Raw genomic sequence first — 25,667 nt, 5'->3', positions numbered from 1 at the left:
ATCGAGTGGATCGAGCTATTCACATCTTGAAGTCCCTGAATACGTCTAGTCAACAGGGCGCGGAGGGGCACGGGGTGCGAGACACCACTTTCCAGCCAATCGACATCACATCCACGCCAACCCGCCGACGTCGACGCCTCCCCGACCTGCCCGCCGGGCAGTGGGGCGTCTGGCTGATGGTCGCCGCCTACGTCGCGCTGCTGGGCACGCTGGCCGTGATCTACAGCCGCAGGAGCCAGGTGCGGCTGCACCGGTCGCGCTACAACTGGGGGTCCTTCGCCACGTTCGTCGCGGGGATGGTGGTGACCGGCGGGACCGTCCTGCTGTCCGGCCGCCTGACAGAGCACACGCAGCACACAGAGCAGACGGAGCACACGGACCAGACCGGCAAGGCCGGTGGGACGGGTAAGGCCGACGTGGCGTGGCACGTCCATACGGCGGACGCGGCAGGGGCAGCGGACCCGGCAGACGTCGCGGGCGAGACGCCCGTGGCGAGCACGGCAGACATGGCGGGTGCGGCGGACGCAGCGGGCACGGCAGACACGGCGGGAGCGGCGGACGGGGCGAAGACGGCCGCCGCACGAGGCGTACCGAACAGGCCCGGTCCGGTCACCCCAGGCGCCACTACTGGCGCGCCGGCTTCCTGCGCGGTGGCATCGAGCTGCGCCATCTCCTCCGTAATCCCCGGGAGATGTCCGGCCACCTGATCAATGTGGTCGTCGCGCTGCTGATCGCCGGTTACGTCAGCAAGAACGTACCCGGCACCCACATCCCGATGGCCCATCTGGTGGTCGCGGGCTTCGCCGCTTATCTGCTGTTTCAGGTCGGCTTGATCAACCTCCCACAGAGGCTCGTGACCGAACGGGAAGAAGGCGCCCTGCTGCGGCTGCGCGCCACCCCCGGCGGCATACCGGCCTATCTCGTCGCCAAGTGCCTGCTGGTGGTCGTGATGGCGGTCGGCGCCCTGGCCCTGCTCCTGGGAGCCGCGGCGCTGCTGGTGGACGGGCCGCTGCCGCAGGGGCCGGGCGGCTGGCTGACCCTGCTGTGGGTGACCACGCTCGGGCTGCTAGCCGTCGTACCGCTGGGCGCGGCCATAGGCGCCGTGCTGCCCAACCCGCGCGAGGCGCTAGCGTTGATCATGGTGCCCACGATGGGTCTGCTGACCACCTCCGGAGCGGTGTTCCCGATCACCGCACTGCCCGTGCTGGTCCAGCAGATGGCATCGGTCTTCCCCCTCAAGTGGATGGCGCAGGGCCTGCGCTCGGCGCTGCTGCCGGACGCCGCGCGAGCCGCCGAACCGACCGGGTCCTGGGAGCTGCCGATGGTCGCCCTGGTACTGACCGCCTGGGCCGTCCTCGGGTTCCTCCTCGCGATACCCCTCCTGCGCCGTGCCGCCCGCCGCGAGTCCGGCTCCCGACTGACGGCACGCCACCGCAAGGCGGCACTGAACGGGGCGATGCCCGCGTAGAGGGCAGGGGGAGAACGGCGGGAACGCCCCGTATCCCGATGGCGCCACGCCCCACCCAGTGATGAAGTTGCCCCATGAATGGCCCCACGACTGGCCCCAGCAACAAAGCAGCCAACGCCCCCACCACCGGCCCCGCCGGCAACTCAGCCCATACCCCCGCCACCCACCCCACCAGCAGACCCGCCCCCGAGCCCGCCGGCAGTACGGCCAACGACCCCACCGCTGGCTTCGAGGCCCGCACCGACCGTGACCGGGCGGTAGCGGCAGCGGTCGCGGACGGGCTGGTCGGCCCGGGTGCGCCCGTCGTCGGGCTGCTCGACGTCATCGGCATCCGGCGGTCGGCGGGCGAACTCCACACCGTCTTCGAGGAGTTCGCCGCACCCGGCACCCCGGTGCTGCACGCCTTCGCGGTCAAGGCGTCCTCGCTCGTACCCGTGCTGCGACTGCTCGCTCAGGAGGGGCTGGGCTGCGAGGTGGCCAGTCCCGGCGAGCTGGCGCTGGCCCGTGCCGCCGGCGTCCCGGCCGCCCGTACGGTCCTGGACTCCCCCGCCAAGACCCCCGCCGAACTGCGGGAGGCGCTGGCCCTCGGCATCGCCGTCAACGCCGACAACCCCGAGGAACTGGTCCGTATCGACGGCCTGATGGCCTCCGCGCCGACCACCGCCCCCGTCGGCCTGCGGGTCAATCCGCAGATCGGCGGCGGCGCCATCGGGGCGATGAGCACCGCCACCGACACCTCCAAGTTCGGCATCGCGCTGCGGGACGAGGGCGCCCGCGACTGGATCGTACGGTCCTGTCTCGAACGGCCGTGGCTGACGCGGCTGCATGCCCATGTCGGCTCCCAGGGCATGCCGCTGGAGCTGATGGCCGAGGGAGTACGGTCGCTGTTCGGCCTCGCCGAGGAGATCAACGAGAAGGCAGGCCGACGCCAGATCGACACCCTCGACATCGGCGGCGGACTGCCCGTCAACTTCGCCTCGGACGCGATCAGCCCGACCTTCCGCGCGTACGCCGAGGCGCTCCGGTCGGCCGTCCCCGGCCTGTTCTCGGGGCGCTATGGGCTGGTCACCGAGTTCGGCCGGTCACTGCTGGCCAAGCACGGCACGATCCTCGCCCGCGTCGAGTACGCGAAATCGGCCGGCGGCCGGCCCATCGCGATCACTCACGCCGGCGCGCAGGTCGCCACCCGTACGGTCTTCGTCCCGGACTTCTGGCCGGTCCGGGTCGCGGCGTACGATTCCCAGGGGCGCCCCAAGACCGGTTCTCCGGTCGCCCAGGACATCGCCGGACCGTGCTGCTTCGCCGGTGACCTGGTCGCCGAGAACCGTCGGCTACCGCTGCTGCAGTCCGGCGACCACGCCGCCCTTCTGGACACCGGCGCCTACTATTTCTCCACCCACTTCGCCTACAACTCCCTCCCCCGCCCCGGGATTTACGGCTATGCGGCCGCCCCCGACGGCACTGTCCGCTTCGCGACCGTCCGCACCCCGCAGACCCTGGAGGAACTGACCACGGAGAGCGGCTCGGCACATGTGGACGCGCTGCAGGGACTCGGATAGGCGCGCACTCGGGAAGACGGGAACTCGGGCAGGGCCATACGGCGCATGCCGCCGGGTCACCGACCCGCTCCGGAATCCCGGCGCCGCCCCATCATCGTCCCCCGCCGCCACCCGACGACGCGCGTGCACCGGTCCTGATGCGCCCTCCGCCCGGAGCCGCGTCCCCGGCCGCTTCCCCTGTCGTCAGGTAGCCACGGACGTCCTTGCCCGCGGCGCCGCCCCGCGCCGCCGACTCCGTACGGACCCACAGCAGCGCGTTGTGCTCCCGCTCCCAGTGGCCCAGCCACAGCGCCTTGGCCCACAGTCCGACCGCGGCCCCGGCCATCAGGAGTCCACCGGTCGTGGGCAGTACGAACGACCAGGCGACCGCGGCCAGGAAGGCGAGCAGCAGCCACCAGCGGTGTGCACGCCGCCAGACGCGGATGGTGACCGCCCGGTCCTGCAGGATGACGGCCTTCCCCGCGCGGGGTGCCCCGCCGGCCAGTGCCGTGTACCGCCCGCGCCGCACCGCGAACACCGTGAACGCCGCGATCACGAACAGCGCCGCGCCCGCGAGCACCCCGATCGTCCGGCCGGTCAGCCCCGGCACCAGCGCACCGATGGCCGCAGCCAGCAAACCGGGCCACCACAGCCACCCGGCCGGCGCCCGCACCACCACAGCCACTCGCGCCAGCGCATACGCCCCGCGCTCCACGACAGACCTCCTCACACCGAGACGACCGCACACCGGGCGACCATGTCACCACGTCACCCGGTCCCGCCGTCACTCCTGTATCGGCTTTTTCGGCGGCGGATCGTAGCGAGCCTGGATGAGGATTCCCTGAGATGGCGCGGAAGAGACGGAGATGGATGGCGCGGGAGAGACGGAGATGGCGCGGGAGAGACGACACCAGGGATCGAGGAACGGGAACGGGAACGGGGGACGAGAACGGGGGGCGAGGACGGGGGACGACGGCGGGGATAAGGGGCGGGGGCAAGAACGGGGAGCGAGCAACGAGAGCAAAGACCGAAGCAGCCCCTGCCACTCCACGAACACCCCCTCACTCCACGAACACCCCGTCACTCCACAAACAGTCCCCGCTCCGCCGCCCTCGCGTCGAACTCCTCCAGCCGGGCCTGGGCGTCCGGGAGGTCGTCGCACATCGCCTCCAGGAGGACGCGGCCCAGGAGCATGGGGGCACAGGCCGTGTCGAAGGCCAGGCCGGTGCCTACGGGGGCCGGGAGGAGCAGGTCGGTGTGGTGGGCCACGGGGGCGAAGGCGCTGTCGGCGACGGTGGCGACGGTGAGACCGGCCGCGCGGGCGTACTCCAGGGCGTCGACGACCTCGCGCGGGTGGCGGGGCAGGGCGAAGCAGAGCAGGGCGGTGGCGCCGGCCCGTACGGCGGCGTCGATGCGGTCGGTGAGCATGGTGCCGCCCTCGGCCAGCAGCCGGACGTCGGGGTGGACCTTGCGGGCGAAGTACGCGAAGCCGGCGGCCTGGGCGGTGGCGGCGCGCAGGCCGAGGACCGGCAGCGGGCGGGAGGCCGCGAGGAGGCGGCCGGCCTCGATGACGGAGGACGGATCGGCGAGCGCCGCGGCCAGGTGTCGGAGGTTGTCGATCTCGGCCTGGACGGCCTGCTGGTACTCGTTGTACGAGGCAGCGCCGGCGGGTTTCTCGGCGGGCGTGACCTCGCGCAGATGGCGGCGGAGCGCCGGGTAACCGTCGAAGCCCAGGGCGACCGCGAAGCGGGTGACGGAGGGCTGGCTGACGCCGGCCAGTTCGGCCAGTTCGACGCTGGAGAGGAAGGGCGCGTCGGCGGCGCGGCGCACCATGCAGTGTGCGATCCGGCGCTGGGTGGGCGTCAGCCGGTGGCCTTCGAAGAGCTTCTGGAGGCGGGCGGCGGTGCCGGTGTCCGTGGTCGCTGCCGCCTTCCCGGCCCTCTGGCCGGCCGTTCCCGTCTGTGTCCCGCCGGCCGCGCCGTTGCCGCCGTTGTCCCCGTCCCCGCTCATCGCCTCTTCTTCCCGGCCCGGTCGGGGGCCTTGTCCTTGTGGGGCCTTATGGTGTGCCAACGCCCATCGGCCCATCGACGTCAGTGGTACATCGACCTCACGCCGTACATCGACGTCACGCCGTGCATCGACCTCACGCCGTACGCCGAGATCACGCCGTTACGTCGAACATCACGTCGTACGCCGAAATCCAGTGGGCCCGTCCGTCGGTATCGACGACAGTACGGAATTCCTCATCCCCACCTTTCCTCCCCACCCGTCATCTCCCGCTCCCCTCACACCCCGCCAGCCCATCCAGCACCCCCGCCGCCACCGCGACATCGTCCGTCAGCGGACGGTCCTCCATCCTCGGGTCGAGTGCCTCGGCGGCGAGGGTGTAGGCGGTGGCGAGCGGGAGGCCCGGTTCGGGTGCGCGGGAGCGCAGCCGCAACGCCCGTACGGAGGCGACGAGTTCGCAGGCGAGGACGTGACGGTAGTGGGTGCAGGCGCGGAGCGTCTGGCGGGCGCCGAGGGAGGCGAAGCTGGCCTGTTCCTCGACGCCGCGGGAGAGGACGGCGTGCCCGAGCGAGGCCGGGTGCGAGACCGCGCGCATTTCGCCGAGCGCCGCGCCCGCCGCGTATTCGAGGATCATCACGCCGGAGCTGGCCGGTGCCGCGTCGCCGAGGAACGGCCGCAGTCGGGTGAAGTCGGGTTCGGAGAGGGCGGAGAGGCGGGCGGTGGACAGCTGGGCGGTCTGCAGGACGGCCAGTCGGAAGGTGTCCAGGGCGAGTGCGGTGTGCGCGGCGTAGAAGTTCCCGTGGTGGTAGGCGGCCTGGTCCTCGGCGCCGATCAGCGGGTTCTCGGCGGCGGCGTTCAGCTCTACCCCGAGGACCGTTTCGAGTGTGTCGGCGGCGTCCAGGGCCGGGCCGTGGATCTGCGGGATGCAGCGGAATCCGTACGGGTCCTGGATGCGGCCCAGGGGCGGCGAGGGGCGGTCGGGGACGCCGGAGAGGGTGCGGATACGTGCCGCGGCGGCCGCGCACCCGGGGTGCGGCCGGGCGCGCATGACGGGTTCGGCGAACGGTTCGTACGAGCCGCCGACCGCGAGGAGGGACAGTGCGGCGACGGGGAGCGATGCGGCCAGGAGGCGGCGCAGTTCGTCCAGCGCGAGCGCGGACTGGCCCAGGGTGAGGGCATTGCTGCTGATCAGGGCCAGAGCGTCATTGCTGTCGAGGGGGATGGGGGCGGGTGCCCGGGCGCCCGGTTCGAGGTGCCAGGAGTGTTCGCCGGCGAGTGCCAGGCCGGTTTGGGCGAGAGCGGTGAGGTCGCCGGTGCCGACGGCGCCGAATTCGTGGACGACGGGATGGGCGCCGGCGTCCAGCGCGGCGAGGAGGGAGGCGATGACGGCCGGGTTGAGTCCGGCGCCGCCCGCGAGCAGCTGGTTGGCTCGGACGACGAGCATGGCGCTGACCTCGCGGGACGGCAGCGGGTCGCCGATCCCACCGGCGTGGCTGCGCAGCAGGCGCAGGCCGTGTTCGGCGTCGGCGGCCACGACGTCTTCCGTACGGTTGGCGCCGACCCCGGTGCTGCGCCCGTAGACGCGGCCGGTGGCGGCGAGGCGGCGGGCGGTGCGCCAGGACTCCTCGGCGCGGGCGAGGGCCTTGGGGTCGGGGGCTGCGGGGCGAGCGGTGCGCTCCGCGAGGGCGGCGACATCGGCGCTGCCCAGCCCGCTGCCGTCGAGTACGACCAGCGGTCCGGCTCCCACGAGGACCCCAAGCGGCCGCCCCCCCGACCGCCTACCGCCCGTCATACCGAAGCGGAAGCCCGAACAACGGAAACAGCCGCTCGGTGTCCAGGAACTGATTCAGCCCGGTGATCCGTCCCCCCGCCGTCTCGATCACCTGGATCGCCCACGGCTCACCGCCCGCGCGGTACTGCCCGAACGCCGGCCGCCCGTTCGCCACCACCGGCACCAGATGCGACCCACGGCAGCCGATGCCCGGTCCGAGCATCCACTTCACGATGTCCTCGGGCCCGCGCAGCCAGAGCTCGTACGGCGGCATCGACAGCGTCGAATCCTCGTGCAGCAGGGCCGTCAGCGCGTCCATGTCGAACCGCTCGAACGCGTCCACATACCGCTTGAGCAGTGCCTTCTGCTCATGGTCCAGCGGCGGAGCCGGTTCCGGCTCCGCCGCTTCACCGCTCTCGGCGAGCGTGGCCCGCGCTCGCTGCAGCGCACTGTTGACCGCGGCCACCGAACTCCCGAGCAGCTCCGCGACCTCGTTCGCCGACCAGCTGAGCACCTCCCGCAGGATCAGCACCGCCCGCTGCCGGGGCGCCAGCCGCTGCAGCGCGGCGATGAACGCGAGCCGGACCGACTCGCGTGCGACGGCCGTCTCCGCCGGATCCCCGGAATCCGCCAGCACCCGCCCGTCCGGCACCGGTCCGATCCATGCCGCCTCGGGCAGCCCCGTCCCCACCGGTGTCTCGACACTCGACGGGGACGCGAGGTCCATCGGCCGGGCCCGGCGCCGGCTGCCCTTGAGCAGATCCAGGCACACGTTCGTCGCGATCCGGTACAGCCACGACCGCAACGACGCCCGCCCCTCGAAGCGGCCGTGACTCCGCCAGGCCCGCACCATCGTCTCCTGCACGGCGTCCTCGGCCTCGAACGCGGACCCGAGCATGCGATAGCAGTAGCCGGTCAGCTCCGTACGATGCGCTTCGAGCAGGTCTGCCAACTCGCCCTGCTGCGCGTCCCGTCGACCGCCGTCCTCGACCCCGACGCCGACGTCACCCACCACCGAAGACCGCTTCATCAAGCACCCGCCCGTTCGCCGACCACCCGTTCGCCGACCGCCCGCCCGTCGCCCGCCACCGCCCCGAGTGGAAGCGCTGCGCGCTGCTGTTACATCGCGTATTCCGCCGGCCGTCGGCATTCACGTGCAGACGCTACCGGAGTGCCGGCCACCAGTCTGCTCCTCCCGGCGGGGGTTCGCAGGATGAGCGGACCGGGGAGAACGGGCCGAGCGGACGCGCGGCCGAGCGGACGGGAGAAGGAAGAGCCGCGTGGACGAGGGCAGGACGGGCCGAGCGAACGAGCGTCCCAGGGAACGGGGCGGACCAGCGCCCCGTATCCCCCGCCCGACGACTCACCGCACTACGGCTCAGCCCGTATCCACCGCCCTACGGCTCAGCGCCCCCTGCCGACGCACCCCGTGCCGAGGACCTCCACCCCGACGGCCTCCACCCCGAGGACCTCCCCGTCGACGCCACCCGAGCCGAAGGCATCCCCGCCGAGGGCACCCCCACCGACGACCTCACCCGAGGGAACCGCTCCTCATCCCCCGGCACCTTCAGCTGGTAGGCATCGACACACCGCGAGCAGGCATACATGGCACGCACCGCCCCGCTGAAGCCCACCATCGTGCGGATGAGCACGGGCGCCTCGGCCAGCCCTCCATGCCAGGCGCACAGCCGGAAGACCCGCATCATCCCTGCCTCCCCGCCGCCTGGCACAGCCCGCAGGCCGTACGGCACGGAGGCACCGCCCGGCCCGCGGGAATGAACACCACGGCGCCGGACGAGGACGGCCGGAGCGGCGGCTCCTGCCGGTGTTCCGGTGACGGATGAGGGTCACCGTCGTCCTCCCCCATGATCTCGCCGACCGTCCCCGGGCGGCTGTCCAACGCTAAAGGCCGGTGCACGTTCACCGAGTTGCTGTCCATGCCCTGAATATCGGTCGCTCAGGAGGGCGGATTTACTCCCATCCCGGTAACTGTTGGGCCAAGTTGAGCCTAGGGTCCGAAGCGGCCCAAACGTCCCCGGGAGGACTCTTGAACACGGCGCTCAGAGACGCTATGGCCGACGCGGGCGTGAAGCCCGGCCAGCTAGCCCGTATGGTCGGGGTATCGGCAAAGACCGTGGAACGGTGGCTGGGTAATCCACTGCGCGCCCCTCATCCGGCGGCGCAGGAGGATACGGCCCGCGTGCTAGGAGTGGACGCAGTGACTCTGTGGCCCAGGGCGGTGCGATCCGCCGTCAAGACAGGGCACGCCCGCGAGATCGTCGCGGCGTATCCCTATCGCAGCGCCGCACCGACGTCCCTGTGGGCCAGCCTCATTGACAGCGCCTCACAGGATCTGACCCTCGCCGGTTACACGAACTACTTCCTGTGGCAGAACCACCCCCGGCTGGGCGCGCGCCTCAAGGCAAAGGCCGACGCCGGCGCGCACGTCCGGTTCCTGGTGGGCGACCCCGATTCAGCGGTCACGGCTCGACGGGAGGAAGTCGAAGACGTCCCGCTCACCGTCAGTACCCGCATCCGTATCACTCTTGACGCACTCTCGAAGATCGAGAGCACACCGCACATCGAGGCGCGTTTCAGCGACGCGCATATCGCCTTGAGTGTCTTCATATTCGATGATCAGATGCTCGTGACACCGCATATCGCCGGACTGCTGGGCGACGAGTCCCCCATGTTCCATCTCCGCCGGCTCGGCGAAGACGGGTTGTACGACCGGTTCGCCTCGCACGTCACCGCGCTCTGGGAGGACGCCCGTCCGGTCGGAAACGCGGATGCGGGCGGCACGCAGGGGAAGCACGGCGGCAAGCGGCCGACTCCGTAACAATTCGTGACGGTCCGCGGCAAGCGGTCAACACCGCCACGCCCGTACTACTGCACCCGCAGCACACCCCTATAACGGCACCCGCAACGCGCACCCCTATAACGGCACACGCAACGCGCATCCCACTCCGGCAACCGCAGCGCGATCCCTACTCCGGCACCCGCAGCGCAGACCCCCGCTCCGACAGTCGCGGCGCACACAGGATGCGTTTGCGGCGGACCCGGCGGCCCTCGATGGCAGCCACCGCCAGGCGCGCGGCTTCCTTGGCGATGTCGGTGAGGCCCCAGTCGACGGTGGTGAGGGGCGGGGTGAGGACCCGGGAGACCGGGTGGTCGTCGAAGCCGACGACGGAGATATCGCGGCCGATGGTCAGCGAAGCCTCGGCGGCGGCCGCGTAGACGCCGTAGGCGATGGAGTCGGAGAAGCAGAAGACGGCGTTCGGCCTGCCGCCACCGGCCACACTCCCATCGCCGCCGGCCAGGCCCCCGTCGCCGACCGCACCCCTGTCGCCACCGGCCGCACCCCCTCCCCCAGCCGCCAGGACCCGCCTGGCGACCGCCGTCGCCTCACCCAACTCCTGGGCGCAGGGCAGAACTTCGACCTCGATACCCAGGCGGTCGGCGGCCTCGCGCACATAGACGTCGGCGGGGCGGTCGGGGGTGGAGGGCCCGGTGGGAGTGAGGACCGTGACCCGGCGGTGACCCAGGCCACGGAGGTAGTCGAGGACGGCGTCGATCCCGGCGCGGTTGTCGAAGAGCACCTCGCCCGCCGTACGGGCCCGGCTCAGCGCGTCCCCGATGGACACCACGGGAACCGTGTCGGCGATCTTCGACCAGCCCTCCGCGGATGGATCGACGGGCGAGACCAGGAGGCCGTCCACGCGCTGGTCGCGGAGCTGTTTGGCGAGGGCCAGCTCGCGGGCCGGGTCGCCGCCCGCGTCGAGGATCAGGGCGTAGCGGTCACCGGCCAGCAGTTCGCGCCCTATCGCGGCCATCAGGTGCTGCTGCCACAGATCCTGCAGATCACCGGCCAGCACACCGATCATGCTGGTACGGCCACTGGCCAGGGCGCGGGCGATCGGGTCGGCTTCGTAACCGAGGTCGGCGGCGGCCTTGCGCACCCGCTCCTCGGTCTCTTTGGAGACCTGCTTGCCGCGCAGCGCGTAGGAGACGGCCGCGGTGGAGAGTCCGGTGGCCTCGGCCACTTCGCGGAGGGTGGTGCGCTTCTCTGGCCTGGCCATGCCGAAAGCCTACCCAAGGAGCGCGGGGGCCTCCGCGCTCCGATGCGGCGCACACCCCCGACAGCCTTGACATCTCACCCCGTTAACCGCTTCACTTAACCGCATCAGTTAAGCGGTTAACCAAGGAGTTGACCACGGTCCCTGGAACCGGCGAATACGGTCGAGGAGGCGCCGCCCCGTGCCCACCGACGTCCACCAGCACCTCTGGCCGCCCGGGTTCATCGCACTGCTGCGGGCCCGTGCCACCCCACCGCGGCTGGCCGGCTGGACGCTGCACCTGCCCGGCGAGCCCCCGTACGACGTCGACCCCGCCGACCACGACATCGCGTCCCGTGTCCGACTCGCCCGCGCCGACGGGCTCGATCTGGCCCTGGTCTCGCTCTCCAGTCCCCTCGGGATCGAATATCTGCCGCCCGAGGAGGCAGCGCCCCTGCTCACCGCCTTTCATGACGGCGTACTCGCCCTGCCCGCCCCCTTCCGCGTCTGGGCCTCCCCCTGCCTCTCCGCGCCCGAGCCGGACCCCGAAGCGCTGCGGCGCGAGCTGACGCGCGGCTGCGTGGGGCTGCAACTCCCGGCCACCGCCCTGCTCGACGCAGAAGGCCGGGCCCACTGCGCACCACTCCTGGATGTCGCCGCGCGGATGGACCGGCCGCTGTTCGTGCATCCGGGGGCCGCCCCGTCGGCCTCCGGGGGCGCGCCCGTCTGGTGGCCCGCGCTGGTGCCGTATGTGCAGCAGCTGCATGCCTCCTGGTTCGCTTTCCGCGCGTTCGGCCGGCCGCGTCACCCGGGCCAGCGGGTCTGTTTCGCCGCGCTCGCCGGTCTCGCGCCGCTGCACGGTGAGCGGCTGATGGCCCGCGGCGGCGGCCGGGACCGCGGCCGGGTCGACTGCGACGCGTTCTACGAGACGTCCTCCTACGGGACCCGCGCGGTGGACGCCCTCGTACGGGCCGTCGGCATCGATGTCGTCGTCACCGGAAGCGACCGGCCCTACGCGGCCCCTGCGATCCCCGACCTCGGCGCGGATGCCGCCGTCCACGCCCTGCGTACCGCCAACCCGGCCCGTCTGCTGGGCCCGATGAAAGGAGCCGGATCATGAGCGAACGCGCTCAGCCTTTCGCCGAGTTGACCGACGTCACCGCCGGCGCCCGCGCCGCCACGGGTGTCCTCGCAGCCACGGATGCCGCCGCCCCCGCACCCGCCGATCCGTTCCGCGCCCTGCCCGAGCGCAATCTCGACAAGCGCGAGCTCCAGGCCCTGGTCGACGAGCTGGCCGCCCGCCCCTGCCTGTGGCGCGAGGACGTCGCGTTCTCCGACACCGAGCGCCACTACGCGTCCCTGCACCGCGATGAGCACGTCGATGTCTGGCTGCTGTGCTGGACCCGGCGGAACGACACCGGCTGGCACGATCACGACATCTCCTCGGGTGCCGTCCGCGTCGTCCAGGGCGTACTGACCGAGTCCAATCCCCGGATCGGCGGCGAGCATCCGGCCACCGCCGTCGGCGCGGGCAGCTCCTTCTGCTTCGGCCCGGACCATATCCACCGCCTCACCGGCGCCACGGACGACGCGATCTCGGTGCATGCCTATTCGCCGCCGCTGTGGCGCCTCGGCCAGTACGACATCACCGAGGACGGGCTGATGCGCCGGGTCTCGGTCTCGTACGCGGATGAGCTGCGGCCGCTGGACGCCCCGGCCGGCCTGACCACCCGGGGGAGCACTCGACGGTCTGACCACCCCGGGAAACAACAGAGGAAGCAGGGAGAAGAGGGAGAAGGGAGCAGGCACACAGGGGCACGGACCACGGTCGGATCGGGGGGTTAGCCCTACCGCGCCCCGCCCCTTCGTCCGTACTCTCGGGAGCATGGCAACACACGACCCCGAGCTGAGGAAAGAACTCGACGCGACCCTCCAGACGCGCAAGGAGCTGGGGTCGGAGTACGAGTCGGAGCTGGTGGAAGCCTTCCTCGACAAGCTGGACAAGAATGTCGACCGGCGGGTCCGGCGGCAGTTGGCCGAACAGCAGATGCAGGTGGCGCGGGGTGTGCACCCGCCGCGCCGTGGCGCGAGCGAGGACGGCGGTGCGGGCAACGGCTTCGCCGACCGGTTCGGTTTCGCCACGGTCTCGCTGGTGCTGGCGGTACCGCTGTCCGTGATCGCCGCGGTGAACGCCGGGCTGATCGGTCTGGCGGTCTGCTGGGCCGGCATCGTCGCCGTCAACGCCGTACACAGCCCGGGGTTCCGCTCTCTGATACCCACCCGCGAGCCCCGCCGCGACGGAGACCGGGAGTAACTCCCACGACTCAGGCTGGGGATCCCTGGCTGGGAGAGGGTATTGCGGGGACCGCCACCCCCGGCCGAAGCCGGGGGCGGGACGACGGCGGTCCCCGCAAGGGACGCGGTCCGGGTGCATGTCCGGTCGTCGCGTCCTCGGCGATGGAGGTCCGGGAGCCGCTCCGGAGGTTCCGTATCGCCATGCGTCTCAATGTGCCGTACGAGTGTTAAGCCCGTGCTGCCGACACGTGACGCATACGTACACCTTGCGGCGACAGCCCGTTTCCTGACGTCCACTTGACGCTGTGACGATTGCGGAACGGGCCAACGGGCGGCCGCCGCCAGGGTGTCGTCGCACTCCGCAGGACCGGTACCGGTCCCTACCGGCGGCTACTTGGCGACCCCGCGTGCCAGATAGGCCAGCAGATCCTGCCGGCTCACCACACCCGTCGGCTTGCCCTCGACGAGGACGATCGCCGCATCGGCGTTCTCCAGGACCGCCATCAGGTCGGCGACCGGCTCGCCCGAGCCGACCTGCGGCAGCGGCGGGGACATGTGCTTCTCCAGCGGGTCGCTGAGCGACGCGCGCTTGGCGAACAGCGCGTCGAGCAGTTCGCGTTCGACGACCGAGCCGATGACCTCGGCGGCCATGACGTCGGGGTGCCCGGCGCCCGGCTTGACGATCGGCATCTGGGAGACGCCGTACTCCCGCAGGACGTCGATCGCCTCGCCGACGGTCTCCTCCGGGTGCATGTGCACCAGCGAGGGCAGCGCGCCCTCCTTGTGCTGGAGGACCTCGCCGACCCGCGCCGAGGTGCCGCTCTCCTCCAGGAAGCCGTAGTCCGCCATCCACTCGTCGTTGAAGATCTTGGAGAGATAGCCGCGGCCGCTGTCCGGCAGCAGGATCACCACGACCTCGTCCGGCCCGAGCCGCTCCGCGACCCGCAGTCCGGCCACCACCGCCATACCGCAGGAGCCGCCGACGAGCAGGCCCTCCTCCTTGGCCAGCCGCCGGGTCATCTGGAAGGCGTCCTTGTCCGAGACCGCGACGATCTCGTCCGCGACGGTACGGTCATACGCCTCCGGCCAGAAGTCCTCGCCCACGCCCTCGATCAGATACGGGCGCCCGGAGCCGCCGCTGTAGACCGAGCCCTCCGGGTCGGCGCCGACGACCTCGACCCGGCCCTCGCTGGCGTCCTTCAGATAGCGGCCGGTCCCGCTGATCGTGCCGCCGGTACCGACGCCCGCCACGAAGTGGGTGATCCGCCCGTCCGTCTGCGCCCACAGCTCGGGACCGGTCGTCTCGTAATGCGAGCGCGGGTTGTTGGGGTTGCTGTACTGGTCGGGCTTCCACGCCCCGGGCGTCTCGCGCACCAGGCGGTCCGAGACGTTGTAGTACGAGTCCGGGTGGTCCGGGTCCACCGCGGTCGGGCAGACCACCACCTCGGCCCCGTACGCCCGCAGTACATTGATCTTGTCCGTCGACACCTTGTCGGGGCAGACGAAGATGCACTTGTAGCCCTTCTGCTGGGCCACGATCGCCAGGCCCACGCCGGTGTTCCCGGACGTCGGCTCGACGATGGTGCCGCCGGGCTGCAACTCACCCGATTCCTCGGCGGCCTCGATCATCCGCACCGCGATCCGGTCCTTGACCGAACCGCCGGGGTTGAAGTACTCGACCTTCACCAGGACGGTGGCCTGGATCCCTCGGGTGACGTTGTTGAGCCGCACGAGCGGGGTATTGCCGACTAGCTCAATCATCGAATCGTAAAACTGCACGGTGGTCTCCGCGGTCGGGGGCACGCTGTCCTGCGCCCGTGCAGTCAGCCTATTGCCCGTCCCCGTCGGCGGTCCGCCGCGTTGCGTTCCGTGCGCGACGGGGCACAAACCGTTGTAGGAGTTTGTTGACGATTCAGGGAGCCCGTCCGGCCCTCGGGCCAGCGGGCGCGCACGCGCTGCACGGGGAGGTGCCCGGCCGATGGCGACGACGGTGACGATGTCCAGGGCAAGGGTGGCGAGGCGGATCGCGACCGCCGCCGCGTTCGGTGGCGGCGGGATCGGTCTGCTCGGCGTCGCCACCGTCGGCCTGCTGCTGACCGAGGTCCGGCTGGCCCGGCGTACGGTCGGCGGCTCCAGCGACATCCCACCGTGCGCCGACGGCCGCTACGGCGCCGCGTTCGGCCACCGCACGGACCGGCCGCCCCTGCGGCTCGGGTTCCTGGGCGATTCCACAGCCGCCGGCCAGGGCGTCCACCGCGCCGGCCAGACCCCGGGCGCGCTGCTCGCCTCCGGCCTGGCCGCGCTCTCCGAACTGCCCGTCGACTTCCGCAATGTGGCCCTGCCCGGCGCCCAGTCCGACGATCTGGCGCGCCAGGTGGAGCTGCTGCTGGCGGACGGGGAGCCCCCGGACGTCTGCGTCATCATGATCGGCGCGAACGACGTCACCCACCGGATGCCGTTCGCGGAGTCCGTGCGCCATCTGGCCGACGCGGTGCGTCGGCTGTCCGACCTGGGCTGTGAGGTCGTCGTCGGCACCTGCCCCGACCTGGGCACCATCGAGCCGGTGTACCAGCCGCTGCGCTGGGTGGCCCGCCGGCTGTCCCGCCAGCTGGCGGCGGCGCAGACCATCGGGGTCGTCGAGAGCGGCGGCCGTACGGTCTCGCTCGGCGATCTGCTGGGCCCCGAGTTCGAGGCACGGCCGCGGGAGCTGTTCGGCCCGGACAACTACCACCCGTCGGCGGAGGGCTATGCCACCGCCGCGATGGCCGTACTGCCGACGCTGTGTGCCGCGCTCGGCCTGTGGCCGGAGGAGGAGCGGCCGGAGGCCGCCCGCCGTGAGGGCATCCTGCCCGTCGAGCAGGCCGCGGCGCAGGCCGCGTCCGAGGGCGGTACGGAGGTCACCGCCTCCCGTCGGGCCCCCTGGGCCCTGCTCAAGCACCGCAGGCGCCGCCAGCTGCCCGAGCCGGAGGCGACGGACGCGCCGGAGGTGCCGCCGATCGCCACCTGACGCACAAGCGCTCGCCACGACACATAAGCGCCCGCTTAGAAAAGAGGTCCGCATCACAGCGTTCATGCCGTGACCTCAGCAGTACGTGCGGGTAACTTCCCTCACAGTCCGCCAATCCGCCCACCCGTCGCCCAACCGCCACACCTCAACGAGGCGCTGCGCGCCGGAGCCTTTCCTCTCTTGGAGCCGTGTGATGCCCGAAGCCGTGATCGTCTCAGCCGCCCGCTCCCCGATCGGCCGCGCCTTCAAGGGCTCGCTCAAGGATCTGCGCCCGGACGACCTGACCGCGAGGATCATCGAGACCGCCCTCGCCAAGATCCCCGAGCTGGACCCCAGGGACATCGACGACCTGATGCTCGGCTGCGGCCTCCCCGGCGGTGAGCAGGGCCACAACCTCGGCCGGATCGTGGCCGTCCAGATGGGGATGGACCACCTCCCCGGCTGCACCCTCACCCGTTACTGTTCCTCGTCGCTGCAGACGACCCGTATGGCGCTGCACGCCATCAAGGCCGGCGAGGGCGATGTCTTCGTCTCGGCGGGCGTCGAGACCGTCTCACGGTCCGTCAAGGGCACCTCCGACGGCCTGCCCGACACCCACAACCCGCTGTTCGCCGACGCGGAGGCGCGCACCGCCACCCGCGCCGAGCAGGAGGGCACCGACTGGCACGACCCGCGCGAGGACGGTCTGGTCCCGGACGCGTATATCGCGATGGGCCAGACCGCGGAGAACCTCGCCCGCCTCAAGGGCATCACCCGCCAGGACATGGACGAGTTCGGCGTACGGTCCCAGAACCTCGCCGAGAAGGCGATCAAGGGCGGCTTCTGGGAGCGGGAGATCACGCCCGTCACGCTCCCCGACGGCACCGTGGTCGCCAAGGACGACGGCCCGCGAGCCGGGGTGACGATGGAGGGCGTCGCCGGCCTCAAGCCGGTCTTCCGCCCCGACGGCCTGGTGACGGCAGGCAACTGCTGCCCGCTGAACGACGGCGCGGCGGCGCTGGTCATCATGTCCGACACCAAGGCGCGCGAGCTGGGCCTGACCCCGCTGGCCCGGATCGTCTCCACCGGCGTCTCCGCCCTCTCCCCCGAGATCATGGGCTACGGCCCGGTGGAGGCCAGCAAGCAGGCCCTCCGGCGCGCCGGCCTCTCGATCTCCGACATCGACCTGGTCGAGATCAACGAGGCGTTCGCCGCCCAGGTGATCCCCTCCTACCGCGACCTGGGCATCGACCTGGACCGGCTGAATGTGAACGGCGGAGCCATCGCCGTCGGCCACCCCTTCGGCATGACCGGCGCCCGCATCACCACCACCCTGATCAACTCCCTCCAGTGGCACGACAAGCAGCTCGGCCTGGAGACGATGTGCGTGGGCGGCGGCCAGGGCATGGCGATGGTCATCGAGCGGCTGAGCTGAGCTGCAGCGGAGGGTAGGGGTCGGGTGCGAGATACGAGTGCCCGGCACCTGCCCTCCGGCCCGTCCGCCAACTCCCGCCCCGCGCGCACCCTTCGCCGCCGTCCGGACACGCACAGCGACACCGCGTGACCCGCATCACCCAGTGATGAGATCGCGACCCAATCTCCCCCAGGATTGTGACCAACGCCCTGGGGGAGAAGCTTTTTTGCAGGTCAGCGGGGGTGCACCGGAACGTATCGGGCCCAAGAGACCGCACATTCCGGGGCATAGCACCCTGGGAACGGTCGCCGACCCCCGGCAGGCTGAGGTAGGAAGTCGGGGGACGTTCTGTTATCGGAGCACGCCGATGAGCGAGCGCATCAAGGGCGTCCCGCCGGCCGGAGGCCGAGGGAAGTCCATGAACAGGCGCGCGCCCCGGGAATACGGGGCCGCCGAGCGAAGTGCGGAGGGTGCATGACCGTCACGAACCTGGTCCTGCCGACAGCTGCGGCCGTGGCCGTGGTGCTGGGTGCCGCGGCGCTGCACACCGTGCGGGGACTGCGTCGCCAGATCACCGAGCTGCACGCCGAGCTCGTCGCCGCCCGTACGGCGACCGCCGCGACCGTCCCGGCCGCCCGTACGACCCCGGCCGAGGAGACCCCGCTGGCGGACATACGTGCCGCCGTCGCGGACGCGCTGGCCGAGGAGCGGGAGCGGGAGCTGGCGGAGGCCCGTGCGTTCTGGGCCGCCCAGGAGGCCAGGGACGCCGCCGACGCCCCGTCCCTGCTGGGCGGGCTGGCCGGCCTGGGCGAGGAGGGCCCGCTGGACGCCCGCGCGGACCAGCGCGAGCGGCTCGACCTGGACCGGTTCGACGGCCAGCCGTTCGTGCCCCGCCAGGCGGATCTGGCCGGTCTGGAGCCGCTGCTGGGACCGGACGCCCCGGAGCCGATGGACACACTGGAGTCCGTGGAGGCGCTCGAAGCGCTGGAGGTCCTGGACTCGCCGGAGTTCGAGCCCGCCGAGGAGACCGAGTCCGCCGAGCTGGCCGCCGCCCGCCGGCGCCACCCCTCGCACCCGGACTTCTCCCCCACCCCGGTCATCGGCGATCACGAGCGCACCGTCGCACGCCTGGAGGAGCTGGCCCGGCTGGGCACCCCGCTCGCGGACGTGCGCCCCGGCCCGCTGGGCACCCTGGACGTCTATGTCTTCACCGACGGCACCACGCTCTGCCTGACCCCGGGGCACCGTGAGACCGCGGAGAGCGTCGCCGACGCGCTGCAAGCGGGCCGGCGCCCGGTGCTGCTGGGCGGCTCCGGCATCTCCGGCGCGTACGCCCTGACCTTCGCCTGGGGCGAGCGCCACCAGGAGAGCGTCTACATCCTGGCCGACCGCGTGATCGCCTCGCTCTGACGACATTGACGGACGGCGGCTAGCAGCGGCCCGCCGCGTCCCGGACCAGCCGTACGGCCTCCGCCAGATCCTCGGCGGGGGCCACTTTCACGTCATCCGCCGGAGCTGCCGCCGCCCGCCGCAGCGCCTCGACAAGATCGTGGCCGGCCACCGCCAGCTGGTCGCCGACCGCGAACATCCCGGCGTCCGGCAGGTCGTACGGCTCCTCCCCGGGGCGCTCGATCCGTTGCGCTCGCAGCGCCAATTCCCGGGCCAGCGCGAGCCCTTCGGCGGCCGCGCCGCGGGCGAGGGTGCTCCGCGGAAGCGACCTGAGGCGGTCGGCGAAGGCGTCCACGGCGCTCTGCAAAGGGGTCACGTCAAGCACGTCATGAGCCTAAGCGCCACTCCCGGGTGGTTGCCAACGGCCCAACGCTCAGGCACGGTGTGCTGAAGAACCAGCATCGACCGCGTCCGGAGGCGCCGATGTCTCAACTCTTTTCTGAAGAGACCCACCGGAACATGCTCGCGCGCATCCCTCACTGCACCGGCCGGGATATCTCCGAATGGCTCCGCACCGTTGAAGAAGGACCGTCCCTCTTCCGTTTCGACGAAAAGGTCAGCTGGCTCCGTGGCGAGCACGACCTCGCCTACGGACACGCCAAGGCGATTGTCCATGAATACGACCTCAGGCGCGCCGCCCGCAAGCGCTGATACCGGATGCCAGCTTCATCCGGCGCCGTAGTGCACCTCAACGCCGAAGGGCCCGTGGGCAGCTGCCCACGGGCCCTTCGTACGCGCCGCGGTGCCGGGGCCCCGGCACCGCGCCCGGCGTCAGTCGCCGCGCAGGATCGAGATCAGGCGCAGCATCTCCATGTAGATCCACACCAGCGTCAGCGTCAGGCCGAACGCCGCCAGCCAGGACTCCTCGCGCGGAGCGCCGTAGGCGATGCCGTCCTCGACCTGCTTGAAGTCCAGGGCCAGGAACAGCGCGCCGAGGACCACGCCCACGACGCCGAAGATGATGCCCAGGGGGCCACTGCGGAAGCCGAGACCCTCACCCCCGGCGAAGACCATGAACAGCAGGTTGACCATCGACAGCAGGACAAAGCCCAGGGCCGCGATCATCACAAAGCGGGTGAAACGGGCCGTGACCCGGATGATCCGGGTCTTGTAGGCGACCAGCATGGCGACGAACACCGCCATCGTGCCCAGCACCGCCTGCATCGGGGCGCCGTCCAGCTTGGGCAGGTCGTTGATGAAGCCGCTGAGCGCACCGAGGAACAGGCCCTCCAGCGCCGCGTACGACAGGATCAGCGCGGGCGAGGGCTTGCGCTTGAAGGACTGGACGAACGCCAGCACCATCGCGACGAGACCGGCGCCGATCGCGAAGCCGAGGCTCTCGGTCAGGAAGAGCCAGCCGACGGTCGCACCCGCGATCACCGTGCCGAGCGTCATGCCGGTGCGCGCGACGACATCGTCCATCGTCATCGGGCGGGTCTGCGGCGTGTGCTGCGGCGGTGCCTGGGTGAGGCCCTGTTGGCCCTGGGCGTACGGGTTGGTGGCGTCCTGCGGCGCGTAGGGGTTGCCGCCCTGCGCGTACGGGTTCGCTCCGGCGTAGGGGTTCGCGGCGGGGGCCCCGGCCTGCGGCGCTGCGTTGAAGCCCGCGTAGCCGGTGCCGCGGCTGAACTGCCGCCGCGAGAAGACCGGGTTACTGCTCCTCATCTCACTCCTCCATGGCCGCCCAGCGCGGCCTTGACGCATAAGCGTAATGGCTTGGCAAAGGCACGTCCCTAGTTCCTGAGCAGGATCTTCCCCCAGAACGCCGTCCGATGCCTCCGCCAGGAGGAGGACGTACGGGAGGCCCCGGAGGTGCCCGAACGCCTTATTCCGCATATCGAATCGGATAAGGGGCCCATAGTAGGGCGCCGGGCAGGCAACCAGTAGGGCGCCCGGCAGGCAACCGGAACGCGGAAGGCAGCGTCTTGTCAGGTAGCCGGAACCTGCCCTGCCCTGTGGATCCGCGGCGATGTCGCGCCGATGACCCGACGTCATGATCCGGTCGGCCGGGCACCGATTCGTACCGCGCATGCCGGTCACCACCCGTAATGGTCGGGGCACGGAAAGCCGACGACCGGGGGTGCAGATGGGTCTATTCTGGCGGCAAACAGCAGCGATAAGAGGGTAGAGGTGCCTGTGCCTGACGTCTCAGTAGTCGTCATCGTCTACAACGACGCCGACCGGTTGCCGACCGCTGTCCAGTCCGTACTGGATCAAACGCTCCGGGACGTCGAAGTGGTGATCGTCGACGATTGCAGCACCGACCGTTCCTTCGAAGTGGCGCAGCACCTCGCCGCCGCTCATTCAGGGCGGGTAAGGGCCTTCCAGTTGCCGGAGAACAGCGGCGCGGGAGGCGAGCCCCGCAACGTCGGCATCCAGCACACGACAGGCCAGTACGTCATGTTCCTGGACAGCGATGACGTCCTGGAACACAATGCGTGCCGGAATCTGCTGGAGGCGGCCGAGGAAACCGGCTCGGACATTGTTTCCGGTCTGTGTGTGCGGCTGCACAAGGACACCCGGAACCAGAAGCGCGACGAGTGGTATGCGTGGCTTTATTCCGCGACCCGTACGCTGGAGTCCGTCACGGAATTGCCGGACCTGTTCGTATGGGACACCTTGTCCACCAACAAGTGCTATCGCCGTGATTTCCTGATCGAGAACAATCTCCGGTTCCCCAAGGGGATGTTCTACGAAGACCTGATGTTTATTGCCGATGCCTATCTCGCGGCGAAGCGGATCACCCTGATCCCCAATCAGGTCTACTTCTGGCACGTCTACGAGAAGGCCGCCGTGAAGTCGGTGACGAACCGGCGGCACGAGATGACCAACTACGCCCACCGGCTGGAGATCCACCGGCGTATCGACGCGCTGCTGGCCGAGCGCGGGCTGACCGAGATGAAGCTCGCGAAGGACGTCAAGTTCCTCAAGCACGACCTGGTACTGCATCTGCGGGATCTGCCCTTCCGCAGCGAGTCGTACCGCCGGGAGTTCGCCGAGCTCTCCCGGGAATACCTCGGCAGCATCGACCCCGAGGCGTATGAACGCGTCCAGCCCATTCAGGCCATCTGTGCGTATCTGCTGCAACAGGGTGACTGGGAGAATCTGATCCCGGCGGTGGACACGCTCACCAACCGCGACAAGGTCTCGTCGCCGCTCGCCGAGCACGACGGCCGGATCTACTGGTGCGACGGCCATTTCGACGACGTGTTCGGACGCCGCGTCCTCGACGTCACCGACAGCGGCTACCACGAGAAGCCGGTGAACAAGCTGTTCCTGCGCAACCAGCTCACCGCCTTCTCCGAGGTCGGCGGGACGGCGTCGCTGGCCGGCCGGATCACCAATCCGCTCGGCGTCATCCCCGCGGACGCGGAACTGACCGGCACTCTGGAATTCAGCGCCCGCCGGCGCAGCCTGCAATCCTTCACCTTCCCGGTCCGCGTACTGCGCCACGAAGGCGACACCATCCACTGGGAGACCACGGCGGACCTCACCGCACGGCTGCGCCCCCTGGGCATCGTCGACACCATCTGGGACGTCCGCCTGGCCCTGGACGTCGACGGGGCGCGCACCACGACCCGGCTCACCGTCGCCGACACCGAGCTGACCGGGGGGCCGCTGCCGGTCCGGCCGCGGCTGACCCGCATGGTCGCCGATCACATCGAGCCGCATATCTCCGTCAGGGGCCACCTCGCCTTCCGCCTGGTGAGCGAGGGCCGCGGCAGCGAGCGCGTCCAGGAACTGATCGCCCGCGGTGTACGGGGAAAGCCGGGGACGCTCGCCAAGGCGGGCTATCGCAAAGCGAGGACACTGCGGAAGACCCTGGCCTCCGGGGACAACAAACTCCGCGTGTATCACGAGGTGTTCAGCCGGCTGCCCATCAAGAAGCGCACGGTCGTCTTCGAAAGCCATCTGGGCAAGCAGTTCAGCGACAGCCCGCGCGCCATCTACGAGGAAATGCGCCGACAGGGCCTGGACTTCGAGGCGATCTGGTCCTACAGCGGCTCTCCGAAGGACTTCCCGAAGGGCGTCACCCTCGTGCGGCGGTGGTCCATGCCGTATCTCAAGGCCCTCGCGCAGGCCGAGTTCTGGGTGGACAACCAGAGTTATCCGCTCAAGCTGACCAAGCGTCCGGAGACCACCTACATCCAGACGTGGCACGGTTCGGCCCTCAAGAAGATGGGCTTCGACCAGCCCTCGCTCAAGGCCACCACCCGGCAGGAGCAGTCGGCGCAGCAGCGTTCCCTCGACCGCTTCGACCGTTTCCTGGTCCGCTCCGAGCACGATGTGCACACTCTGGCCAAGGCATTCCGGCTCAAGGAGAAGACCCTGCTGCGGGTGGGCTACCCGCGCAATGACGCACTGGTCCAATGCCGCCGGCGGGAAGCGGAGCGGGGCCGCAGGGAACGCGGGCCGCTCGCCGCGGAGCTGGGAATTCCCGACGACAAGACCGTGCTGCTGTACGCGCCGACATTCCGCAAGGTGGGCGGCCGGCACGGCCGCTTCGAGCTGCCTTTCGACGTGGAGCGCTTCGCCGACCAGTTCGGTGACCGCTATGTCCTGCTCGTACGGTCGCACTACCTCAATCACGTGGTGCTGCCGCCGACCGTACAGGGCCGGGTGATCGACGTATCGGCCCACCACGACATCACACCCGTGCTGGAGCTGGCCGACGGCCTCATCACGGACTACTCCTCCGTGATGTTCGACTACGCCCTGCTCGACCGGCCGTTGGTGTTCTTCACCTACGACTACGACGCATACGTCCACGAGGGCCGGGGCACCTACTTCGACCTGCTGGAAGACGCGCCCGGCCCGGTGGTCCGTACCGAAGAGGAATTCCACGAGACCATCAAGTCCTTCGAAACCCAGGCCCTGGAATACGCGACGGCCCGCAAGGAATTCGTCGCCAAGTTCGGAGAATACGACCGGGGCGACGCCGCACAGAGCATCGTCGATCAGTTCTTCGCACAGTGGAGCCGTTGATGAGCAAGCCGAACGCCGCCCAGCCGCGGGACATCTTCTTCGTCTCCAACAGCGTCAACGAGCTGGGGGGCATCACCAGTTGGTCGCACCAGATGGCCCGCCTGTTCTGCGAGCGCGGCCACCGGGTGCATGTCATCGGCGTGGTCCCGCCTCCCGAAGGCCGGGTCCACGAGCTGGCCGAAAACCTGCCCTACAAGACCACCACCCTCTACGACGAACATCCGCCGAACGTCAGCCCCGTGCGCGGCCTCAAGGACCGGCTCAACATCGTCGAGCAGCGCCGCCGCACCGCCCGTGAGGCCGGGATGCGCGAACAGGCCGCCAAGATGAGCACGCTGTTCCGGGCGGCCCGTCCGGGCGGGGTGGTGATCGTCACCCAGGTGTGGGCCATGGAGTGGGTCGCGCTGGCCGACACCGCCGGGCTGAAGGTCGTCGGCATGAGCCATGAGTCCTTCGCGACCTGCCGCAAGTCGTCCCGCTTCCAGCGGGTGAAGCGGTTCTACGCGGACGTCGACCGGATGCTGCCGCTCACCCGTGAGGACGCCGACCAATGGATCCGCCAACGGCTCGACAACGTCGGTTTCATGCCGAACCCGCTGCCGTTCTTCCCCGACGTGCCCTCCGACCGGTCCCGCCAGTGCGTGGTCAGCATCGGCCGGCTGCACGAGGAGAAGGGCGTGGACCTGCTCCTGGAGTCCTGGGCGCAGGTCGCGCCGCGGCACCCGGACTGGACGCTGCGGATCTACGGCTCCGGCGAGGAAGCGGAGGCGCTGCGCAAGCAGGCCGCCGAGCTGGGGGTCGCCACGAGCGTCGAGTGGATGGGGCGCACCGGCGATGTGACCGGCGCACTGCGGGACGGCTCGGTCTTCGCGCTGAGTTCACGCGGCGAAGGTTTCCCGCTGGCCCCTATGGAGGCGATGGCGACTGCCGTTCCCTGCGTGGCCTTCGATGTGGCGCCGGGCGTCCGCGAGATCATCACGGACGGCGTGGACGGCCTTCTGGCGCCCCCGGGCAACACCACCGAGTTCGCCCGGCACCTGGAAACCCTGATCTCCGACAAGGACCTTCGGGACACGATGGGCGAGGCCGCTCGCGAGAACATCCAGCGGTTCTCCACCGAGGAGATCGTCGCCCGCTGGGAGGGCCTGTTCGCCCTCATGGAACGCTGACCGATGGAACGCTGACCGACAACGGGCACCATGCGTAGGGGCCGCCGGCATCCACCGGCGGCCCTGCCCATGCGGAACTGAGGGAGAGTCAACAAAACGGCCCGGCGCCGAACCTGAGGCTCGTCACCGGGCCTTCCGCCTACCAGCGCTCAGTGAGCGTTGTTGTCACAGCTCATCTTGGAGCCCATGTTGGCGGGCTGCGCACCCGGGGAGCCCTCGCCGTTGGCCGCGTTGCCCAGCGTGCCGTTGAGCGCCCCGACCGCCCCGAGGATGTCGATGTTCATGTCGTGCGTCCTGCAGTGGGTGCTCTGACCGATGTCGGTGTCGTGGGCACCCGCCTCGCCGTGGGCAAGAGCCGTACCGGCGCCGAGGGAGCCGACGCTGCCGAGGACGGCGCCCACGAAGGCAGCCTTCTGAAGCTTGCGCATTTCTTCTCCGTTGAGATTGAGCGGGTGCGATCTGCAGCAGATCGACTTCTTACAGTGACGGGAGGTCGACGGGACATGCCCCGCACCGCTCGCACGGCGTCACC

22 protein-coding genes are annotated in these 25,667 nt (G+C 70.5%); 13 read left to right on the top strand and 9 right to left on the bottom strand.

Features of this window, described 5'->3' with window-relative positions; translation table 11 throughout:
- The first annotated feature begins 74 nt into the window (after positions 1-74).
- The 3 genes from K9S39_RS27115 (at position 75) to K9S39_RS27105 (ending at position 3,027) form a co-directional block, all read left to right on the top strand.
- Positions 75-707: a hypothetical protein gene (locus K9S39_RS27115; RefSeq protein ID WP_248869245.1), complete on the top strand. Its 633-nt coding sequence runs from the start codon at positions 75-77 to the stop codon at positions 705-707.
- Entirely contained in the window at positions 644-1,468 is an 825-nt protein-coding gene (locus K9S39_RS27110) for an ABC transporter permease (protein WP_248868982.1), read from the top strand. Before K9S39_RS27115 ends, K9S39_RS27110 begins: the two co-directional genes overlap by 64 nt.
- 74 nt (positions 1,469-1,542) lie before the next feature.
- Positions 1,543-3,027: a type III PLP-dependent enzyme domain-containing protein gene (locus K9S39_RS27105; RefSeq protein WP_248865915.1), complete on the top strand. Its 1,485-nt coding sequence runs from the start codon at positions 1,543-1,545 to the stop codon at positions 3,025-3,027.
- A gap of 91 nt (positions 3,028-3,118) precedes the next feature.
- Here K9S39_RS27105 and K9S39_RS27100 read toward each other — a convergent pair whose 3' ends face one another.
- The 4 genes from K9S39_RS27100 to K9S39_RS27085 all read right to left on the bottom strand — a co-directional run bounded on the left by K9S39_RS27100 (position 3,119) and on the right by K9S39_RS27085 (position 7,814).
- Positions 3,119-3,721 carry a hypothetical protein gene (locus K9S39_RS27100; RefSeq protein ID WP_248865914.1) on the bottom strand — a complete coding sequence of 201 codons (603 nt, stop codon included), beginning with the start codon at positions 3,719-3,721 and terminating at the stop codon, positions 3,119-3,121.
- Positions 3,722-4,086: 365 nt separating this feature from the next.
- Entirely contained in the window at positions 4,087-5,016 is a 930-nt protein-coding gene (locus K9S39_RS27095) for a MurR/RpiR family transcriptional regulator (RefSeq protein WP_248865913.1), read from the bottom strand.
- Positions 5,017-5,275: 259 nt separating this feature from the next.
- Positions 5,276-6,805 (bottom strand): aromatic amino acid ammonia-lyase, encoded by a 1,530-nt coding sequence (locus K9S39_RS27090; RefSeq protein WP_248865912.1) that lies wholly within the window; start codon positions 6,803-6,805, stop codon positions 5,276-5,278.
- Complete coding sequence (locus K9S39_RS27085; protein ID WP_248865911.1) at positions 6,792-7,814, bottom strand: sigma-70 family RNA polymerase sigma factor; 1,023 nt, start codon at positions 7,812-7,814, stop codon at positions 6,792-6,794. Before K9S39_RS27085 ends, K9S39_RS27090 begins: the two co-directional genes overlap by 14 nt.
- Positions 7,815-9,002: 1,188 nt before the next feature.
- Between K9S39_RS27085 and K9S39_RS27080 the strand changes: the two genes are divergently transcribed.
- Positions 9,003-9,623 (top strand): hypothetical protein, encoded by a 621-nt coding sequence (locus tag K9S39_RS27080; RefSeq protein ID WP_248865910.1) that lies wholly within the window; start codon positions 9,003-9,005, stop codon positions 9,621-9,623.
- A gap of 148 nt (positions 9,624-9,771) precedes the next feature.
- Here the strand turns inward: K9S39_RS27080 and K9S39_RS27075 are convergent, their stop codons facing one another.
- Complete coding sequence (locus K9S39_RS27075; protein WP_248865909.1) at positions 9,772-10,863, bottom strand: LacI family DNA-binding transcriptional regulator; 1,092 nt, start codon at positions 10,861-10,863, stop codon at positions 9,772-9,774.
- Positions 10,864-11,041: 178 nt separating this feature from the next.
- On the opposite strand from K9S39_RS27075, the gene K9S39_RS27070 reads away from it, so the two are divergent.
- The 3 genes from K9S39_RS27070 to K9S39_RS27060 are packed head-to-tail and all read left to right on the top strand — an operon-like array spanning position 11,042 to position 13,153.
- On the top strand, positions 11,042-11,959 hold the full coding sequence (locus K9S39_RS27070) for an amidohydrolase family protein (protein ID WP_248865908.1): 918 nt from the start codon (positions 11,042-11,044) through the stop codon (positions 11,957-11,959).
- Entirely contained in the window at positions 11,956-12,684 is a 729-nt protein-coding gene (locus tag K9S39_RS27065; RefSeq protein ID WP_248865907.1) for a cysteine dioxygenase, read from the top strand. The genes K9S39_RS27070 and K9S39_RS27065 overlap by 4 nt, the downstream gene beginning before the upstream one ends.
- 40 nt (positions 12,685-12,724) lie before the next feature.
- Positions 12,725-13,153 carry a hypothetical protein gene (locus K9S39_RS27060; protein ID WP_248865906.1) on the top strand — a complete coding sequence of 143 codons (429 nt, stop codon included), beginning with the start codon at positions 12,725-12,727 and terminating at the stop codon, positions 13,151-13,153.
- A gap of 371 nt (positions 13,154-13,524) precedes the next feature.
- Here the strand turns inward: K9S39_RS27060 and K9S39_RS27055 are convergent, their stop codons facing one another.
- Positions 13,525-14,913 carry a cystathionine beta-synthase gene (locus K9S39_RS27055; RefSeq protein ID WP_248865905.1) on the bottom strand — a complete coding sequence of 463 codons (1,389 nt, stop codon included), beginning with the start codon at positions 14,911-14,913 and terminating at the stop codon, positions 13,525-13,527.
- A 199-nt stretch (positions 14,914-15,112) separates the two neighbouring features.
- On the opposite strand from K9S39_RS27055, the gene K9S39_RS27050 reads away from it, so the two are divergent.
- The 3 genes from K9S39_RS27050 to K9S39_RS27040 all read left to right on the top strand — a co-directional run bounded on the left by K9S39_RS27050 (position 15,113) and on the right by K9S39_RS27040 (position 18,944).
- Positions 15,113-16,141: an SGNH/GDSL hydrolase family protein gene (locus tag K9S39_RS27050; protein ID WP_248865904.1), complete on the top strand. Its 1,029-nt coding sequence runs from the start codon at positions 15,113-15,115 to the stop codon at positions 16,139-16,141.
- Between the two features lie 193 nt (positions 16,142-16,334).
- Positions 16,335-17,555, top strand: a complete 1,221-nt coding sequence (locus K9S39_RS27045; RefSeq protein WP_248865903.1) for an acetyl-CoA C-acetyltransferase — start codon at positions 16,335-16,337, stop codon at positions 17,553-17,555.
- 453 nt (positions 17,556-18,008) lie between these two features.
- The gene (locus tag K9S39_RS27040; RefSeq protein WP_248865902.1) at positions 18,009-18,944 is read left to right on the top strand and encodes a hypothetical protein; all 936 of its coding nucleotides are present in this window, start codon (positions 18,009-18,011) and stop codon (positions 18,942-18,944) included.
- 19 nt (positions 18,945-18,963) lie between these two features.
- On the opposite strand, the gene K9S39_RS27035 is transcribed toward K9S39_RS27040, so the two are convergent.
- On the bottom strand, positions 18,964-19,308 hold the full coding sequence (locus tag K9S39_RS27035; RefSeq protein WP_248865901.1) for a hypothetical protein: 345 nt from the start codon (positions 19,306-19,308) through the stop codon (positions 18,964-18,966).
- Positions 19,309-19,406: 98 nt separating this feature from the next.
- Between K9S39_RS27035 and K9S39_RS27030 the strand changes: the two genes are divergently transcribed.
- Positions 19,407-19,634 (top strand): DUF4287 domain-containing protein, encoded by a 228-nt coding sequence (locus K9S39_RS27030; protein ID WP_248868981.1) that lies wholly within the window; start codon positions 19,407-19,409, stop codon positions 19,632-19,634.
- Positions 19,635-19,754: 120 nt separating this feature from the next.
- On the opposite strand, the gene K9S39_RS27025 is transcribed toward K9S39_RS27030, so the two are convergent.
- Positions 19,755-20,645, bottom strand: a complete 891-nt coding sequence (locus K9S39_RS27025) for a Bax inhibitor-1/YccA family protein (RefSeq protein WP_248865900.1) — start codon at positions 20,643-20,645, stop codon at positions 19,755-19,757.
- A gap of 471 nt (positions 20,646-21,116) precedes the next feature.
- Between K9S39_RS27025 and K9S39_RS27020 the strand changes: the two genes are divergently transcribed.
- Both K9S39_RS27020 and K9S39_RS27015 read left to right on the top strand, forming a co-directional pair.
- Entirely contained in the window at positions 21,117-23,966 is a 2,850-nt protein-coding gene (locus K9S39_RS27020; RefSeq protein WP_248865899.1) for a bifunctional glycosyltransferase/CDP-glycerol:glycerophosphate glycerophosphotransferase, read from the top strand.
- Positions 23,966-25,135, top strand: a complete 1,170-nt coding sequence (locus tag K9S39_RS27015; protein ID WP_248865898.1) for a glycosyltransferase — start codon at positions 23,966-23,968, stop codon at positions 25,133-25,135. The genes K9S39_RS27020 and K9S39_RS27015 overlap by 1 nt, the downstream gene beginning before the upstream one ends.
- A 149-nt stretch (positions 25,136-25,284) precedes the next feature.
- Here K9S39_RS27015 and K9S39_RS27010 read toward each other — a convergent pair whose 3' ends face one another.
- Positions 25,285-25,563, bottom strand: coding sequence for a hypothetical protein (locus tag K9S39_RS27010; protein ID WP_248865897.1), 279 nt, complete (start codon positions 25,561-25,563; stop codon positions 25,285-25,287).
- Positions 25,564-25,667 lie beyond the last annotated feature (104 nt).

The organism is Streptomyces halobius (genome assembly GCF_023277745.1).
GTDB lineage: Bacteria > Actinomycetota > Actinomycetes > Streptomycetales > Streptomycetaceae > Streptomyces > Streptomyces halobius.
Note: the sequence above shows the minus strand (reverse complement) of the source record. Positions and strands in the feature narration are given on the sequence as shown.

Bases quoted from the DNA above. Each gene is read 5' to 3' on its own strand.
- K9S39_RS27105 (WP_248865915.1), top strand. From the start codon at position 1,543: ATGAATGGCCCCACGACTGGCCCCAGCAACAAAGCAGCCAACGCCCCC.
- K9S39_RS27095 (WP_248865913.1), bottom strand. From the start codon at position 5,016: ATGAGCGGGGACGGGGACAACGGCGGCAACGGCGCGGCCGGCGGGACA.
- K9S39_RS27090 (WP_248865912.1), bottom strand. From the start codon at position 6,805: ATGACGGGCGGTAGGCGGTCGGGGGGGCGGCCGCTTGGGGTCCTCGTG.
- K9S39_RS27085 (WP_248865911.1), bottom strand. From the start codon at position 7,814: ATGAAGCGGTCTTCGGTGGTGGGTGACGTCGGCGTCGGGGTCGAGGAC.
- K9S39_RS27075 (WP_248865909.1), bottom strand. From the start codon at position 10,863: ATGGCCAGGCCAGAGAAGCGCACCACCCTCCGCGAAGTGGCCGAGGCC.
- K9S39_RS27065 (WP_248865907.1), top strand. From the start codon at position 11,956: ATGAGCGAACGCGCTCAGCCTTTCGCCGAGTTGACCGACGTCACCGCC.
- K9S39_RS27060 (WP_248865906.1), top strand. From the start codon at position 12,725: ATGGCAACACACGACCCCGAGCTGAGGAAAGAACTCGACGCGACCCTC.
- K9S39_RS27050 (WP_248865904.1), top strand. From the start codon at position 15,113: ATGGCGACGACGGTGACGATGTCCAGGGCAAGGGTGGCGAGGCGGATC.
- K9S39_RS27045 (WP_248865903.1), top strand. From the start codon at position 16,335: ATGCCCGAAGCCGTGATCGTCTCAGCCGCCCGCTCCCCGATCGGCCGC.
- K9S39_RS27040 (WP_248865902.1), top strand. From the start codon at position 18,009: ATGACCGTCACGAACCTGGTCCTGCCGACAGCTGCGGCCGTGGCCGTG.
- K9S39_RS27030 (WP_248868981.1), top strand. From the start codon at position 19,407: ATGTCTCAACTCTTTTCTGAAGAGACCCACCGGAACATGCTCGCGCGC.
- K9S39_RS27025 (WP_248865900.1), bottom strand. From the start codon at position 20,645: ATGAGGAGCAGTAACCCGGTCTTCTCGCGGCGGCAGTTCAGCCGCGGC.
- K9S39_RS27015 (WP_248865898.1), top strand. From the start codon at position 23,966: ATGAGCAAGCCGAACGCCGCCCAGCCGCGGGACATCTTCTTCGTCTCC.
- K9S39_RS27010 (WP_248865897.1), bottom strand. From the start codon at position 25,563: ATGCGCAAGCTTCAGAAGGCTGCCTTCGTGGGCGCCGTCCTCGGCAGC.